The organism is Rhizobium sp. ERR 1071 (assembly GCF_007828675.1).
GTDB lineage: Bacteria > Pseudomonadota > Alphaproteobacteria > Rhizobiales > Rhizobiaceae > Rhizobium > Rhizobium dioscoreae.
Genome location: NZ_VITM01000013.1, coordinates 89,801 through 107,011, shown reverse-complemented (window position 1 = coordinate 107,011; position 17,211 = coordinate 89,801). Strand labels below are relative to the sequence as shown.

11 protein-coding genes are annotated in these 17,211 nt (G+C 60.3%); 4 read left to right on the top strand and 7 right to left on the bottom strand.

Features of this window, described 5'->3' with window-relative positions; all coding sequences use genetic code 11:
* Nucleotides 1–7: 7 nt before the first annotated feature.
* From FBZ99_RS28995 to FBZ99_RS28970, 6 genes are all read right to left on the bottom strand, one after another.
* Entirely contained in the window at nt 8–1,681 is a 1,674-nt protein-coding gene (locus FBZ99_RS28995; protein WP_145636324.1) for a methyl-accepting chemotaxis protein, read from the bottom strand.
* 298 nt (nt 1,682–1,979) lie between these two features.
* The gene (locus FBZ99_RS28990; protein WP_095436032.1) at nt 1,980–2,456 is read right to left on the bottom strand and encodes a chemotaxis protein CheW; all 477 of its coding nucleotides are present in this window, start codon (nt 2,454–2,456) and stop codon (nt 1,980–1,982) included.
* Nucleotides 2,457–2,823: 367 nt separating this feature from the next.
* The gene (gene rocF, locus FBZ99_RS28985; protein WP_113354439.1) at nt 2,824–3,759 is read right to left on the bottom strand and encodes an arginase; all 936 of its coding nucleotides are present in this window, start codon (nt 3,757–3,759) and stop codon (nt 2,824–2,826) included.
* A 473-nt stretch (nt 3,760–4,232) separates the two neighbouring features.
* Nucleotides 4,233–8,417: a translocation/assembly module TamB domain-containing protein gene (locus FBZ99_RS28980; RefSeq protein WP_145636322.1), complete on the bottom strand. Its 4,185-nt coding sequence runs from the start codon at nt 8,415–8,417 to the stop codon at nt 4,233–4,235.
* A 65-nt stretch (nt 8,418–8,482) separates the two neighbouring features.
* Nucleotides 8,483–10,408 (bottom strand): autotransporter assembly complex protein TamA, encoded by a 1,926-nt coding sequence (locus FBZ99_RS28975; protein ID WP_145636320.1) that lies wholly within the window; start codon nt 10,406–10,408, stop codon nt 8,483–8,485.
* Between the two features lie 302 nt (nt 10,409–10,710).
* The gene (locus FBZ99_RS28970; RefSeq protein ID WP_069612891.1) at nt 10,711–11,010 is read right to left on the bottom strand and encodes a glycine zipper domain-containing protein; all 300 of its coding nucleotides are present in this window, start codon (nt 11,008–11,010) and stop codon (nt 10,711–10,713) included.
* Between the two features lie 297 nt (nt 11,011–11,307).
* Between FBZ99_RS28970 and FBZ99_RS28965 the strand changes: the two genes are divergently transcribed.
* The 4 genes from FBZ99_RS28965 (at nt 11,308) to hemA (ending at nt 16,464) form a co-directional block, all read left to right on the top strand.
* Nucleotides 11,308–11,796, top strand: a complete 489-nt coding sequence (locus tag FBZ99_RS28965) for a (2Fe-2S)-binding protein (RefSeq protein ID WP_113333911.1) — start codon at nt 11,308–11,310, stop codon at nt 11,794–11,796.
* Nucleotides 11,797–11,877: 81 nt separating this feature from the next.
* Nucleotides 11,878–14,223 (top strand): xanthine dehydrogenase family protein molybdopterin-binding subunit, encoded by a 2,346-nt coding sequence (locus FBZ99_RS28960; protein ID WP_145636318.1) that lies wholly within the window; start codon nt 11,878–11,880, stop codon nt 14,221–14,223.
* Nucleotides 14,224–14,238: 15 nt separating this feature from the next.
* Nucleotides 14,239–15,033: an FAD binding domain-containing protein gene (locus FBZ99_RS28955; RefSeq protein WP_113354285.1), complete on the top strand. Its 795-nt coding sequence runs from the start codon at nt 14,239–14,241 to the stop codon at nt 15,031–15,033.
* A gap of 219 nt (nt 15,034–15,252) precedes the next feature.
* Nucleotides 15,253–16,464 carry a 5-aminolevulinate synthase gene (hemA, locus tag FBZ99_RS28950; protein ID WP_069612971.1) on the top strand — a complete coding sequence of 404 codons (1,212 nt, stop codon included), beginning with the start codon at nt 15,253–15,255 and terminating at the stop codon, nt 16,462–16,464.
* An 88-nt stretch (nt 16,465–16,552) separates the two neighbouring features.
* Here the strand turns inward: hemA and FBZ99_RS28945 are convergent, their stop codons facing one another.
* Nucleotides 16,553–17,182 carry a LysE family translocator gene (locus FBZ99_RS28945; RefSeq protein WP_113354438.1) on the bottom strand — a complete coding sequence of 210 codons (630 nt, stop codon included), beginning with the start codon at nt 17,180–17,182 and terminating at the stop codon, nt 16,553–16,555.
* Nucleotides 17,183–17,211 lie beyond the last annotated feature (29 nt).

The window sequence follows — 17,211 nt, the reverse complement described above, 5'->3', positions numbered from 1 at the left end:
TTGGCGGTCAAGCTGCGCGCCGCATCACCATATCGCGGATCATCGAGTCGGCGAGGCGGAATTGCGCAAGCAGCATGTGCAGCGCATCCGCCTCGTTGGCGAGCCGGAGGCTTGCCGCCGTGCTTTCCTCCACCATGGCAGCGTTCTGCTGAGTGGTCTGATCCAGCGAATTGATCGCCGAGTTGATTTCCCGAAGACCGATCGTCTGTTCCTTCGAAGCCTTCACGATGGCGGCGACGTTGGTGTTGATATCGGCGACTTGAGTAACGATATGCTCCAGCGCCCTGCCTGTCTGACCGACCAGGCCGACACCATTCTTGACGTGCTGGCTTGATGTCGTGATCAGCGCCTTGATCTCCTTGGCGGCACTGGCCGAACGCTGAGCAAGCTCGCGCACTTCCTGCGCCACGACGGCGAAGCCTTTGCCCGCCTCGCCGGCACGTGCCGCTTCGACACCGGCGTTCAGCGCCAGCAGATTGGTCTGGAAAGCGATATCGTCGATGACGCCGATGATGTTGGTGATCTCGCGCGAGGATTTCTCGATCTGATCCATGGCGGCGACGGCATTGCGGACCACTGTGCCGGATTCTTCGGCGCCGCGTTTGGTTTCGGCAACGAGACGCCCTGCTTCTTCCGCACGCTGGCTGGAATCGGTGACCGTCGTGGTGATTTCCTCCAGAGCCGCCGCCGTCTCTTCCACCGATGCAGCCTGCTGTTCGGTACGCCTTGAGAAGGCTTCTGCTGAGTGGCCGAGCTCGCGCGAGCCGGCGGCAATGGCGCTAGCATTGTGGCCGACGGTGGTCAGCGTTTCGGAAAGCTTCTCGATCGTTGCGTTGAAATCGTGGCGAAGCTGCTCCATGGATGGCACGAAGGACCGCTGGAGCGTCTTCGTCAGGTCGCCTTCCGACAGGCTGCGAAGGGCGCCGGCGATTTCGTTGATGGCGCTCATGCGCGAGGTAACGTCCGTGGCGAATTTCACGACCTTGTAGACCTTGCCGTCGGCGTCGACGATGGGGTTATAGGCCGCCTGGATCCAGATTTCCTTGCCGCCCTTGCCGTAGCGGACGAATTCGTTGGCGATGAACTCGCCCTGCGCTAGGCGCTGCCAGAAGCGCTTGTATTCCTCGGTGCGGGCATAGGAAGGATCACAGAAGATGCTGTGATGCTTGCCTGTGATCTCGCCGAGCGCATAGCCCATTGCGCTGCAGAAGTTTTCGTTCGCGGTCAGAATTTCGCCGGTCGGCAGGAATTCGATGACGGCCTGCGAGCGCGAGAGCGCCTCTAGCTTGCCCGCATCGTCGATTGCCTTCTTCTTGGCTTCGGTGACATCGACAGCGAATTTTACGACCTTGATCGGCTTACCGTTGCGGAAGACAGGATTGTAGGAGGCTTGTATCCAGATCTCGCGATTGCCCTTGGCATGACGCTTGTAGGTGCCGGCATCATGTTCGCCGCGGCCGAGACGCGCCCAGAAATCTTGATAGGCAGGGGTTGTGACATAGGAGGGATCACAGAACATCCGGTGATGATTGCCGACGATTTCCTTCAGCTCATAGCCCAGCGTGCGGCAGAAATTCTCGTTTGCGGTCAGAACCTTACCTTGAATGTCGAATTCGATGATGGCCTGCGATTTGGAAACGGCGGAAAGAATGCGGCTGGCATCGGATGATAGACTGAACATTCCCATTCCCTCTTAGAAAGCTCGCCTTTGTCGGGCGTCGATTAATGGCTTCGAAGCGGGCGGCCGCGCTCGTCGGCACGCCGAAGGACGACGTTCCGCAAGGGATGGTCGGAATGTATAGATTGTATTTTCTTTCCTCGCTTCACAATCGATGATGGAGTTTCCTCCTTTAATTTTGAGTAAAAATTAGCTCATTAGAAATTATAATTTAAATAAAATATAACTAGCTAAAATTAGGAGATAATAAAAAACCGCCGCAAGAGAGCGGCGGTTTCTTAAAAAGGACTATGCGGCGAAGTTATGCGGCAAGTTCATCTGTTTCGTTTTCCTTGAACATCTTGGCGAGGTTCAGGAAGCAGATCATGCCATTCTCCGTGGCGATGATGCCTTCGCAATAGGCGCGATCGAAGGAGGCGGTCACTTCCGGCACCGGTTGCACCTGGCTGGAGGCGATCGTCAGGATGTCGGAGACGCGGTCGACCAGCATGCCGATGACCATGTTGTGGACTTCGGCGACGACAATGGCGCTGCGTTCGTTGGCGACCGTGCTCTGCATGCCGAGTTTGTAGGCAAGGTCGATGATCGGGATCACCGAACCGCGCAGGTTCATGACGCCGATGACATCGGCCGGCGCATGCGGGATCGGCGTCGAGGGTGCCCAGCCGCGTATTTCGCGGATCGTGGTGGTCTTGACGCAGAATTCCTGATCATGCAGCCGGAAGGCAATGATCTCCAGAGTATCGCCGCTGAAGCTGGTGGAATTGATCGTGGCCATGAACGTTCTTCCCATTGAACCCGTGACGCCGAATGCGGCGCGTTATTGGCACGATAGGGCAAGAAGATTGCTTAAACCTAAACCTATGCAAGCGGTTTCGATAGTATTGGCTGGCAAAGCAAGATGCTGGAAGTATGGAGGTTGTAAAGGGAGAGCGGCCACCCGCCCCCGTGGTTCGAGGGCGGTCACGCGCCGCCTCATCATGACGGCTGATCGTCTCCCTTTGCTGCCAAAGAACGTACCTCTATCAGCGAAGGGCTCACTCCACCCTCATCCTGAGCTTGTCGAAGGACGAGGGTGGTCCCAGTGAGGACTGGTTCGCTCATTGGCGAAGCGTGTTCGATTTCTCTGCCGGCCGGACAGCGCCTCAGGCCGCCCGGGTCGGTCGATCGAAGATGCGCCGGCCAAAGAGGCTTGCGGCCATTTCCACCAGCACGCGGGCGCTCTTGCCGCGATCATCGAGGAACGGGTTGAGCTCGACCAGATCGAGCGACGAGACGAGATTGCTGTCGGAGAGCATCTCCATGATGAGATGCGCTTCGCGATAGGTCGCGCCGCCCGGCACGGTGGTTCCGACGCCCGGCGCGATATCCGGATCGAGGAAATCGACATCGAAGCTGACATGCAGCAGGCCGTTGGCTTCGCTGACGGTATCGAGCACCTTGCGCATGATGGCGGCGACACCCTGCTCGTCGAGCGAACGCATGTCGAAGACGTTGACGCCGTGTTCGCGGATTTCCTCGCGCTCGCGGGGGTCGACGGAGCGGATGCCGACCTGGAAGACCTTCGTCGGGTCGACCAGCGGCCGCCCGGCCGGCAGAACACCCTCGATCTCGGCTTCGCCGCAGAAGAATGCAACGGGCATGCCGTGAATATTGCCCGAGGGGGAGGTGGCGGGCGAATTGAAATCGGAGTGGGCGTCGAGCCAGAGCACGAAGAGCGGGCGGCCGACCTCCGCCGCATGGCGGGCCATGCCGGAGACGCTGCCCATGGAGAGACTGTGGTCGCCGCCGAGGATCAGCGGGAAGCCGCCAGACGATGCGACATCATAGACCTTCGCTTCCAGCGCACGCGTGAAAGCGCCGACAATTTTCAGATTGTGAGCGTGGGGATGGTCCGGAAGATCCGCTGCCGGAACAGGATGCAGGTCGCCGCTATCCGTGACGCGATGGCCAAGTTCGGTCAGTGTGGTTTCGATGCCTGCGATGCGGAGCGCCGTCGGACCCATGCCGGCGCCGCGGCGGCCGGACCCTTCTTCCAGGGGGACGCCGATCAGGGTAACGGGAGTGGATTGCGTATTCATCGGCATTGCTCCGAGGGTTAGAGCGCTTCCGGAAGAGCCAGTAGCGGCTCTGCCCGGGACGGCATGAAAATGAGATAGACCAGTTCGGAGAATCCATGAAGAGCCGAACCGGTCTGAATTATGTTGGCGCGCATTATCGATTGTCTGGATGACAGCAAAAAGATGAAAAATTGTCCAAAATCGACTGGGTTTCGACAGATTGATCAATCCGATTGCGCAGAATGACAAGCGCATGGACGATCTTAATGCAATCTCGCCTTGTTCGACGAGATGCTTCGTGTTTCGAGGCTACAGCCCTTGGACGGACTCAGGAGCCTACGCACCTCAGCATGGGCTGATCTTCTATGCGTGGCGGCAAAACTCTCCCCGTCTCACCCTGAGGTGCTTTGACGATTGAGCGTCGGCGAAAGCGGCAAAGCCTCGAAGGGCGAGGTGGCCGCGCATTGGCCTGAGCAGAAAAGCGCGAGATCTTCTCAATATTCATGCTCGTAGACGACGCCGGCTTCCCCGGCGCCGTCGGATCCCGCCGCACCGCGCAGCTTCACGCCGCGACCGACGTTAAAATTGATGATGGCCTTGGTGTTGTTTGAAGCGCCCTGCTGCAGTTCGATATAGGTGCGCTTGTTGATATACTTGCCGGCGCCAACCTGTGCCTGGCCGTTCGCATCCGTCGAGATGTCGAGATCGTCGACGCCAAGATGGCTGCGCAGGCCTTCGAAGAGCGAGGTGGAGCGTCCGCCGGCCAGCTGGCTGGCGGCGTCGGCGAGCTGGGCGATCTGCATGGCCGATAGTTTCGACATGGATTGGCCGAAGATCAGTTGTGCCAGCACCTCGTCCTGCGGAAGGGCCGGCGATGAGGAGAAGCCGATCTGCGGGTCGGTCGCCAGCCCGGTGACGTCGACCGTAATGGTGGTGGAGCCTGCCGTCGACGTCGCCTCCATGTTGAGTGCCGGCGTCAGATCTCCGCCGAAGGTGATCTTGCTGGTATCGGTGAAGTCAAGCCGACGGCTCAAGATGGTCAGACGCCCGCGCCGCATGGTGAAACCGCCGGACACGATTGGTTCTGCTGCCGTGCCGCGCACCGTGATGTTGCCGCCGAGTTCGGCATCGATGCCGCGGCCGCGCACGAAAATCTGCGAGGGTGCCTCGAGTTGCAGATCGATACCGAGGGTGGTCGATTTGCTGCGCGGCGCCTCCGGTTTCTGATCCTTGAACTGGGCATTGACCGCAGCCGGCGCATTCTTGTGCTTGATGTTGATCTCAGACAGCGAGGCCGGCAGCTTCTGCGGCACGGTGATCGATGCCTTGTTGATCCTAAGATTGCCCGTCAGCATCGGCGCGGTCATCAGCGGTCCTTTGATGCCGAGCGTGCCGTTGACCGTCGCGGTGACGAGTGTCCCGTCGACATAGGTCGCATTGTTGAACTTCATCTGGATATCGGCAGGGAAGCCGCTATCCGGGGTAATGCCGACCGTGCCGCTGCCGGAAACGCTGCCGCCGCTCGTGAGGTTGCCGCTCAGCCGCGAGATGACCGCCTGCCTGCTGTCGAGTGTTACGGTGACGGCAAGGCCGTTGAGCGTTAGGTTTCGCCGAACATCGACCAGTTTGGCACCGTCGGTGGTAATCGAGCCGGTGATGGCGGGTGCTGCCGTCGTGCCGCCGATCTGCATGTCGATTTTCGCCGTACCCGTCATGACCAGGCCCTGGGCGGCCAGCTGGCCTGCCAAGGCATCGAACGGCAGACTACCGGCAAACCTCAGCGCCATCGCCTTGTTGCCGGCAATGGCGACGGTGCCGCCGCCATTCAACGCCAGGCCGCTCTGGCCGGTCAGGTTGGTGTTGATGGTGACGACATTATCGGCGAACTTGCCGTCGGCCTTGATGCCGAGCGCGGCGAGGCCGGCGGATTTCGTCTGGCTTGTTGCTGCTCCCGACCAGTTGGTCTGGAAGACAACGGCCGGTGAGGCGGCCTTGCCGGTGACCGCGATCGTGCCCGAGATGACGCCTTCTGCCGCAAGCGTCGGCGCAAAGACATTGGCCAGGCTCGCGGGCAGGTTGGCTATCTTCGCATTGATGTTCAGGACCTGCCCGGCGGTGCCATCAACGGTCACTGAACCGCCACCGGTCTGAAGGGTCAGGCCGTTCAGAGAGGCGATGCCGTCCTTGATGACGATCTTCGTCGGCGATGTGAGCTTCACCGGTATCGTGCGCGGCGCGCCTGCAAACGAGTCGAGGCTCACCGTCGTCTGGCCGCCAGCCGTTTCGACGCTGCCGTGTGTCGTCAGCGGCGCGTTGTCGTATGTGGATTTCAGATCGAAATCCGTGCGGCTGCCCTGCTGGGTGAAGGTTAGGTTGAGATCGGCGATGCGGTTGGCGCCGGAGGCGATCGTATCGGCGCGGATGGCGCCATTTGCGGAGAGGGCCTTGAGATCATCGACGGCAAGTGCCACGGCCGGCTTGCTAATGACGAGATCGTCGCGGCGGATGCCGCTGCCGTTTGCATTGACTTTCAGGCCGATCTTGCCGCCGGTGCTGGCGATGTCGAGCGAGCCCTTGAGGTCACCCTCGGCCTGCTGGCCGGCAAGCGCGGCCAGAAGGCTGAGATCCGGCAGGTCAAAGGTCAGCGCGCCTGTCGGCTCGAAGCTCGGCGACAGATCCAGCTTGCCTTGCAGTTTGTTGGTGCCGATTTCGGCTGCCAGCGATGGGATACTGGTGCGGCCATCCTTGGAAACGGCGTCGGCGGTGATGCGGATCGGCTTGCCGTCGATTGCCCCATTTGCCTGGATATTTGCCTGCGGTGCCTTGGGATCGGCGGTACCGGTCACGCCGATATCGAGCGTATCGAGCAGCCGTCCCGCCAGCTTGACATTGACGGCCTTGACGGTCGCGTCGATGCCGAGTGCAGAGAGCGGTCCCTTGGCCTTGAGACCGATATCGGCCTGTCCTTGTGCGTTCGGGACGAGCTTGGAAAGGTCGAGTACCTTGCCGGATAGATCTGTGGTTAGCGATTGGTCGTTGAGCGCGACATTGCCATTGATTTCGGCGACATTGGATTTCACCGCAAGATTGGAGAGCGTCATCTTGGTCGGCACCGTGCCGGCGACCTGGCCTTCCAGGGAGATCGTGCCTTCGAACTTGTCCGAGACACCATCCGGCAGAACGCCGGGCAGGGCGAAAAGCTTGAAATTGCCCGTCAGCGCCTTCGACGACAGCGTATATTTGCCGTTGACGGTGCCGCCGATGCTGGCGCTTTCCAATGTCGTATTGTTGAAGCCGATCGTATCGGGCGAGAGCTGCAGCGGCGCAGTCAGCGCAATCGGCGCGCGGATGAGGCGATTGAGGTCGGGGCTCACGAAGGCCGTCTGGCCGACAACCAGGCGAAGCTGCAGCGGGCCGGACATACCGGTGAGATTGAAGGCATCGCTGCGGGCACTGAGATTAATCTGTCCGATATTGCCCTGCGGCGTGCTGGCGCTATCGAGAGCAGCTTTTGCGTCGATCTTCACCGATTGGGCCGCACCCGTCAGCGCGATGTCAACCCGCGAAATCAGGGCGCGGACCTCGCCGTTTTCCATAGGCCAGCGGAAATCGACGGGGCCGGAGGTGCCGATGAGATTGGCATTGAGGCTGTTGTTGCCGGCGGGATCGAGTGTGCCTGATGCGGCAAGCACGGCGCTGCCGGTGGCGAGATTGCCAGTCTGGATATCGATCTTGCCCTTGCCGTCGAAGGTTGCGGAGAGATCGATGGTGGTCTGGCCGGCAAAGAGCGCACGCATGGTCGGCGGCAGGAGGGAATCGACGTCGCCGCCGCCTTTGACATCGATATGATGCAGGCCGTCGTTGGAGAGGCTGTGGTGACCGCTGATGGCGACTGTCGGCTTGCCGTCGAGTGACGCCTGCAGCTTGCCGGCCCAGTTGGAGAGAGGGCCATCGCCGGAAAGATCGATATTGACGGCAGGGCCGCCCGGCAGGTGCAGCAGCCCGGCCAGCATGCCGTCGCGCGGCTCGGAGATCTGTGTCTTCAGTTTCAGCTGATTGTCGGCCGGAGCAAAGGCGATATCGGCGGAAAGCTTGGCATCCGGCACATCGTGCCTGAAGGCATTGAGTGTCAGACCCATACTGCTGTTGTTTGCCTTGACGCTGCCGTCGGCGGCGAGAACGAAGTCCTGCCCGGCAACGGCCTGTCCGATGCGAAGATCAGGCAGGGCGATGGCGCCGATATCGATGGCGATGGGCAGGGAGAAACCGCTGGAGCTTGCCGGCTGCGTTGCCTGTGCGGATGCGACCGTCGAAACCGGCAGCCGTCCGAAATCGACCACATCGGCTGCGACGCGATCGGCATGGAAGGTGCCGGTCAGCAAGGACAGGGGAGACCAGTCGATGGCAAGGTTCTGCACCTTGGCATAGCGGCCTTTCGTGTCGGACACAGTGATCGAACCGACCCTCAGATTGCCGTTCAGCAGTCCTGAGGGCGCGGCGATGGCGATGGTACGATCCGGCGTAGATGCGAGCTTTGCCACCTGATCGACGGCATAGCCGGTTGCGGAGGGTACGAGGCCGACGACGAGCACAGCCACGATCACGAGCAAAAGGATTGCCACGACCGCATAGGCGATCCAGCGCACCAATTTCCCGAGGATTCGAATCAATATGCTCATGAAAGCGACAGTAACCTCAATTTCGTAACCGTGTGCTGAAAGGCCCGCGACAACTCTGCGCTTTATCAGAAGGCCTGACCGATGCCGGCATAGATGCCATAAGATGTGCCATTGTCATATTTCTTCAACGGCACGGCGACATCGAGCCTGATCGGACCGAAGGGCGTAGCGTAGCGCAAGCCGACGCCAGCGCCAATGCGCAGATCGGACGCGTCGGGCAAGACGCTGTCTGTGACGCTACCCATATCGACGAAGGGCACGACGCCGATCGTGTCTGTGATCTTCACCCGCGCTTCGAAGGAGGCGGTCACGTAGGAGCGTCCGCCAGTTTCGTCGCCGTGGGAGTTATAGGGCGAGATTTCCTGATAGCTGTAACCGCGCACCGAGCCGCCGCCACCGGCATAGAAACGCCGGGTCGCGGGAATGTCCTCGATGCTGTTTGCGCCCAGCAACGAGCCTGCGGCAAGCTTGCCGGCGAAGACCACGTTGTTGTTGGCCCCTATGCCCCTGTAACCGGTAATCGAGCCCTCGAAGGAGCTGAAAACCGTGCCGCCCATTGCTTCATAGCTCGGTTTGGCGCTGATGGAGGCACGATAACCTTCGGTCGGATCCAGTTTGTTGTCGCGCGTGTCCCTGACGTATTCGAGCGGGATCGCGACCGTCAGGTAATTATGTTTTCCGAAAGCATCGGTGGTATCGGATTCATAGGACACCTCGCCGCCGGCAGATACCGTATCCTGATCGTTGATTTCATAGGCAAGGCTGCCGCTTGCCGTCGCAGTGTTGGCGTCGTAGGCGTCCGGATGCAGGCTCTGCATCTTGAGGCCGGCCGTGAAGGTCGCCGAAGGATAGAAAGTCGCAGGTCTGACATAGGTGATGCCGGCCGTGTAATCGAACTGGCCAACATCGGTCGTTTCGCCGATGCGGGAGATGGAGCCCTCGATGCGCAGCGAATCCGCGCGCCCCGTGAGATTGCGGTGTCCCCAATAGCCCTGCAGGCCGAAACCGTCGATGGTGGAATATTGTGCGCCGACACCGAAGAAGCGCTGCTTGCCTTCCGACACCTCGATGGTCGTCGGGATGCTGCCATCCGGCGCCAGCTTGTCGGCCTCGCGAATGGTAACGCTTGAAAAGACGCCGAGCTTTCTCAGGCGGTCCGAGGCCTTCTTCAGCTCGTCGGGCGAGTAGGGCTTGCCTTCGTTGATGCGGGCATAGCGCTTAATGAAGTCTGGATCGACCGACTTCTGGCCGGTAACGCCGACATTGCCGAAGGGAGCGACGGGGCCGCTTTCGACCTTCAGCGAGACATCCACGGTATTGGTCGAATGATCGGCAACGACCTGGCGCTCGTCCAGTCTGGCGAGTGGGTGGCCTTCGTTCTTGAAGTCGACGACCATCTTGTCGCCTGCCTTCAGAATGGTCAATGAGCCGGCATCGCCGCCCCGCACGAGGCCATAATTGGCCGGGTCCAGCCTCGCGGCGTCGCCAAGCAGGTTGATCTTGCCGAGTTTGAAGACCGGGCCGGGATCGACGCTGATGGTGACGGCAACGGGCTTGGCGCGGCTGAAGGTCGGCGTCGGCGGTAAGGCGTCGAGAGGCGTGCCGTTGACGGCAATGGTGACCACGCCGCCGTAACGGGCCTTTTCGTAAAGCGCTGCTATCAGCCGGTCGCGATCGTCGCGCGCCTTGACGACGACGCCAAGGTCGCCGGATACCGGCTTCTTTTCGTCGGAGATCAGCATTGAGCTATCGCTCAATGCTTCCTTGAGGTCCTTGTCGAGATTATCGGACTTGAAATCCACCGTGTAGCGGACGGGATCGGAAACCTGATCCGCCGTTTCGTCTTCACCCCAGAGCTTGATGCCGAAAAGTTTGAATGCAAAGGCATTTTTGGCGCACACCGGACCGAGCGCCAGCATTGCCGCAACCGCTGCCACGGTTCCTGCCCGCCGATACGCAATACTCTTTCTCGGTTCAGTTCTTTTATGCATACGCCGCTTTACGGTTACATGAGAACTTACTCAGTTTGACGTTTCCCGGGAGTTAACGCGCGGCCACCATAGAGGCAAAAGTCCCTCAGGTGTACCGTTTTGGAGTCAAAAACGGGGAAAAGATAACCTCTTGCGGGCAAAAAGTCCGCGTTTCGCGGCGAAATTCCACCTGTTCAGTCGAGCTAAAAAAAGCGGGTTGGAGCCATTCTTCGACAGCGGGACCGACATCAAAGGTCTTGCAGCCCGAATAAAAAAATCCCGGACTTGTAGCCCGGGATCTCCGAAATTCTATGAAAAACCGATCAATAGCCGCCGTAACCGCCGCCATAACCACCGCGATAGCCGCCGCGCGGGCAATCGTCGATGTAGCGACGGCCGTAGCGGTCGCGATAGTAGCACTGGCCGGGTTGTTCCTGGACGCTGCCGATGACGGCGCCGGAAACGCCACCGATTGCTGCGCCGACTGCCGCGCCGCGGACGTTGCCGGTGACCGCGCCGCCGATGATCGCGCCGGATGCTGCGCCGATGCCAGCGCCCTGTTCTGTCGGCGTGCAGCTTGCGATAGACAAGCCGACCAATGCGAGCATAAGAACTTTCTTCATTTACTCTCTCCAACGTTAGTTAAGCCGAACCCCGGCCAACGTCGTCCCAATTCTTCAGCTCCACCACGATGGGCTGTCTTTACAGTCCTGCAATGATAGAAAATATCGTGCAAAATATGATTGTCTATTGGCGGACGTCAGTTTTTTTATTGCTGAATAAAGGCGGCCTTGCGCCTGGAGAGTAAAACAGTCCTTTGCGAGCATAAAATCAGCCTCCTCTCTAAAGTAGAGGTTGATTGGATTGCGAAAAAGTCAAATGATGCTCCTTGCCTCTGGAGGAGAGGCGAGGAGGAAAATATGGCAAAAGTGACTTTGACGGTGAATGGCCGTTCGGTCAGCGGCGAGTGCGAGGATCGCACGCTGCTTGTCCATTTCATCAGGGAAAAACTCGGCCTGACCGGAACCCATGTCGGCTGCGACACCAGCCAGTGCGGCGCCTGTGTCATCCATATGGATGGCAAGTCTGTGAAGAGCTGTTCGATCCTGGCCGTTCAGGCTTCCGGCTCCAAGATCACAACCATCGAGGGTCTGGCCGCCAATGGCGAGCTGCATCCGGTTCAGGCCGCCTTCAAGGAACATCATGGTCTGCAATGCGGCTTCTGCACACCGGGCATGGTGATGACATCGGTCGATATGATCAATCGTCATGGCGGCAAGCTGGACGAAAAGACGGTGCGCAGTGAACTCGAAGGCAATATCTGTCGATGCACCGGCTATCACAACATCGTCAAGGCGGTGCTTTCAGCCAATGCCGCGATGAACGCCGCAAGCCAAGCGGCCGAATAAATTCCACCGAGACCGTCTGGCTAAACGCCCGGGCTGTGATCTTGGCGGATTGCCAGGCCCGGAACCCCAATGGAGGATGTGATGGGCGTTGAAGGCATTGGCGCGCGCGTGGCGCGCAAGGAAGACAAGCGATTTCTGACGGGCAAGGGGCGCTACACCGACGACATGGTGACGCCGGGAATGAAATATGCCTATTTCGTTCGCAGCCCGCATGCGCATGCGAAGATCAAGGGCATCGATGCATCGGCAGCACTCTCCATGCCGGGCGTGATCGGCGTGCTCGACGGCAAGCAATTGCTTGATGATGGCATCGGCAACCTGATCTGTGGCTGGATGATCCATTCTAAGGATGGATCGCCGATGAAGATGGGCGCGTGGCGGCCGCTGGCGGTCGATACCGTCCGCTATGTCGGCGATGCCGTCGCCATCGTCGTGGCCGACAGTCTTGGCGAGGCACGCGATGCGGCGGAAGCCGTGGCAGTCGACTACGAGGAACTGCCTGCCGTCGTAGAGGCGGTGGATGCGCTGAAAGCCGGCGCGCCACAGATCCATCCGGAAGCGCCCGATAATCTGATCTTCGACTGGGAACTGGGCGATGCAGCGGCGACCGACAAGGCGATTGCCGAGGCCGCGCATGTCACCGAAGTCGAGATTCATAACAACAGGCTTTCGCCGAATGCCATGGAGCCGCGCGCTACGCTCGGCATCTATGATGCGGCCGAAGACCATTATACCTGTTACACGACCAGCCAGAACCCGCATGTGGCCCGGCTCGTCATGAGCGCCTTCTATAATGTCGCGCCGGAAAACAAGCTGCGCGTCATCGCGCCCGATGTCGGCGGCGGTTTCGGCTCGAAGATCTATATCTACCCGGAGGAAATCGTCTGCCTCTGGGCATCGAAGAAGACTAGCGTGCCTGTGAAATGGACGGCCGATCGCACGGAAGCCTTCCTCACCGATGCGCATGGTCGCGATCATGTCTCCAAGGTCAAGATGGCCTTCGATGCACAGAACCGCATGACGGCTTTGAAGGTCGACACGATCGCCAATCTCGGCGCCTATATGTCGCTCTTCTCCTCGGCGGTACCGACCTATCTCTATGCGACGCTGCTGTCGGGCCAATATGATATCCCGGCAATCCATGCCAATGTCCGCACGGTCTATACCAATACCGTGCCCGTCGACGCCTATCGCGGGGCAGGGCGGCCGGAGGCGACCTATCTGCTGGAGCGCACGGTGGAAACGGCTGCGCGCGAACTCGGCGTTTCGCCGGCGGAGCTAAGAAGGATCAACTTCATCCGCTCCTTCCCCCATCAGACGCCCGTCATCATGAACTACGATGCCGGCGACTACGAAGCTTCACTCAACGCCGCCATGCAGCAGGCGGATTGGGCAGGTTTCCCTTCCCGCAAGGCAGCAGCCGCCGCCCGCGGCATGAAACGCGGCATCGGCATGAGCTGCTACATCGAGGCCTGCGGTATCGCGCCATCGCAAGCGGTAGGATCGCTCGGGGCCGGCGTCGGCCTCTGGGAATCGGCCGAAGTGCGGGTGAACGCGGTCGGAACCATCGAAGTGCTGACGGGCTCGCACAGCCACGGACAGGGGCATGAAACGACCTTCGCGCAATTGGTCGCCGATCGCCTCGGCGTGCCGATCGACAGCGTCTCCATTGTCCACGGCGATACCGACAAGGTGCAGATGGGCATGGGCACTTATGGTTCCCGCTCCGGCGCCGTCGGCATGTCCGCGGTCGTCAAGGCGCTCGACAAGGTGGAGGCGAAGGCGAAGAAGATCGCCGCGCATCTGATGGAGGCCGACGAAAGCGACATCGTCATCGAGAACGGCGAAGTGAAAGTGGCAGGCACCGACAAGGCGCTGCCATGGTTCCAGGTGGCGCTCGCCTCCTATACCGCCCACAATCTGCCCGCCGGTATGGAGCCAGGCCTGAAGGAAACCGCCTTCTACGATCCGGCGAACTTCACCTTCCCGGCCGGCTGCTACATCTGCGAGGTCGAAGTGGACCCGGAAACGGGCAAAACCGAGATCGTGCAGTTCGTCGCGGCCGACGACTTCGGCAACATCATCAATCCGATGATCGTCGAGGGACAGGTGCATGGCGGCATCGCGCAGGGTATCGGTCAGGCGCTGCTGGAAGGCGTACATTACGACGAGAGCGGCCAGCTTCTGACGGCGAGCTTCATGGACTACACCATGCCGCGCGCCGATGATCTGCCGTCCTTCCAGCTTTCGCATCAGAATACGCCATGCCCGAACAATCCCCTGGGGATCAAGGGATGTGGCGAGGCGGGTGCGATCGGCTCGCCGCCGGCGTTGATGAACGCCATCACCGATGCGATCGGCAACAACAGGCTGACCATGCCGGCAACCCCGCTCAAGGTGTGGGAAGCGGCGCGGGCGGCTGGCTGAGAGGAGGATAGGACAATGTACGCAACGAATTACCATCGCGCCTCCTCGGTCGACGAAGCCGTGAAGCTTCTGTCTGATGCCGACGAAGGCAAATATGTCTCCGGCGGCATGACGCTGATCGCCACCATGAAGCAGCGTCTGGCATCGCCGAGCGATCTCGTCGATCTCCGGCATATCCCTTCGATCAAGGGAATTCGCGTCGATGGCCGCAGGGTCACGATCGGCGCGGCGACCACCCATGCGGAGGTTGCCTCTTCGGCAGCGATCCGTGCGGTCTGCCCGGCGCTTTGCGACCTTGCCGGCATGATCGGCGATCCGCATGTCCGGCACATGGGGACGATCGGCGGCTCCATCGCCAATAATGACCCGGCGGCGGATTATCCCTCGGCAATGCTGGCGCTGAATGCCACCATCGTCACCGACCGGCGCCAGCTCGCGGCTGACGACTTCTTCCGGGGTCTGTTCGAAACGGCACTGGAAGGGGCGGAGCTCATCACCTCCATCGCCTTCGACGCACCGGAAAGGGCAGCTTACGCAAAATTCCCCAATCCGGCTTCACGCTATGCGATGACGGGTGTCTTCGTCGCCAAGGGGGCGGGGGGCGTGCGCGTTGCCATTACCGGTGCCGGTGCGGACGGCGTGTTCCGCCATACCGAACTGGAGCAGGCGCTTGCGGCGAACTTTCTGCCGGACGCGGTTACCGGCGTGACGGTGGACCCATCCGCGCTGCTGTCCGACCTGCACGCCACGGCCGAATATCGCGCCAATCTGATCAAGGTTATGGCCAAGCGCGCTGTGGCTGCCGCCTAGATTCGCCATGAACAAGCCCGGAGCGGCAGGGTTTACCCTCCGCTCCGGAGAGAGTGTTTCCAGCATGGTTTCGATTGTCAATTTGACGTGAATGGTTATTCTTGTCTGGAATTGTTCAAAATTAGGGGCCATTTGCCGCAGTGGGCGCGAAAGCAATGCGGAGGGGTTGACGTGTGAACCGGCATTCTCGAAAACGGTCGCACGGTACTGGAGCATATGATGGATTTCGAAGCATTTTTTAAAGGCGAGCTGGAAGGCCTGCACAATGAGGGCCGTTATCGGGTTTTCGCAGATCTCGAACGCCGCCGTGGCAATTTCCCCCGCGCTGTCAGACATACCCCGAATGGCCCGCAGGAAGTGACTGTCTGGTGCTCCAACGACTATCTCGGCATGGGCCAGCATCCGAAAGTGATCGAGGCGATGAAGCAGGCGATCGATCACTGTGGCGCGGGTGCGGGAGGCACCCGGAATATTTCTGGCACCAACCACTACCATGTTCTGCTCGAGCAGGAACTCGCCGATCTCCACGGCAAGGAATCCGCCCTGATCTTCACCTCGGGCTACATCTCCAACTGGGCGACGCTCGGCACGCTCGGCGCGCGCATTCCCGGCCTGATCATCTTCTCGGATGCGCTCAACCATGCGTCGATGATCGAGGGCATCCGTTATGCGAAGTGCGACAAGGTCATCTGGAAGCATAACGACCTGCACGATCTCGAAGCCAAGCTGAAGGCTGCCGATCCCAAGGCGCCGAAGCTGATCGCTTTCGAATCCGTTTATTCCATGGATGGCGATATCGCGCCCATCAAGGAAATCTGCGATCTCGCCGACAAATATGGCGCGATGACCTATCTCGACGAAGTGCATGCCGTCGGCATGTACGGCCCGCGCGGCGGCGGTATTGCCGAGCGCGAGGGATTGATGGATCGTCTGACCGTCATCGAAGGCACACTCGGTAAGGCATTCGGCGTCATGGGCGGCTATATCGCCGCTTCGACCGCGCTCTGTGATTTCATCCGCTCGTTTGCGTCGGGCTTCATTTTCACGACGTCGCTGCCGCCGGCTCTGGCTGCGGGTGCCGTCGCCTCGATCCAACACCTCAAGGTCAGCCAGTTCGAACGCATGCGCCATCAGGATCGCGTGCGCAAGCTGCGCGCCCAGCTCGATGCGGCTGGCATTCCGCACATGCCGAACCCGAGCCATGTGGTTCCGGTCATGGTCGGCGATGCTGCCAAGTGCAAGTGGATTTCCGATCTGCTGCTGGACGCCGGCGTCTACGTGCAGCCGATCAACTATCCGACTGTGCCGAAGAAGACCGAGCGCCTGCGTATCACGCCGACGCCGCTGCATTCCGATGGCGATATCGAGCAGCTGGTCGGTGCGCTGCACGCGCTTTGGTCTCGCTGTGCGCTCGCAAGGGCCGTTGCGTAAGGGACCACGCCTGCCTGAAAATCAAAATGCGCTTCATTGCGGAATATCGGTGCGATGCCGATTTCCGCAATGATTGTTTGTGCCGGCGTTAGCCGCGGCTTCCCAAAGCCAGGCGGCAGGCGAGGCCGGCAAATACCGTCGCCAGTAGATATTGTGGCAGCTTCGGAAGGCGCTTGATCGCCGAGAACCGGCCGCGGATGTGGCTGCCAAGCAGGATGACGGAGCCGTTCACCAGGAAGCCGATTCCGTTGAGAATGGTGGCGAGCAAGGCCATCTGCAGGATCATCGAGCCGCTGGGATCGACGAATTGCGGGAAGAGCGCAAGCACGAACAGGGCCATTTTCGGGTTAAGAATGTTGGTTGCCAGGCCCTCGACGAAGATGCGCTTACCCGAAAGGCGCTTGAGCCCGGCTGACGGTGTGAACGCAGAACCCTGGGAGCGGAGCGTCTTGACGGCCAGATAGAGCAGGTAGGCGCAGCCTGCCCAACGCACGATCTCATAAGCGACCGGCACGGTGAGAAAGAGCCGTGACAGTCCGAAGGCTGCCGCCATGGCGTGGCAATAGGTTCCGAGCGCAATGCCGGCATAGGTGAGAAAGCCGGCGGAGCGGCCCTGGCTGACGCTGCGCGAGGCGATGAGAAGCATGTCGGGACCGGGCGTGGCGGTGAGCACCAGCGCAGCGGCGGCAAAAAGAATGATCGTGGAAAAGTCCGGCATCGTGATTCCCTTGAAAGTGAAGCCGGAAT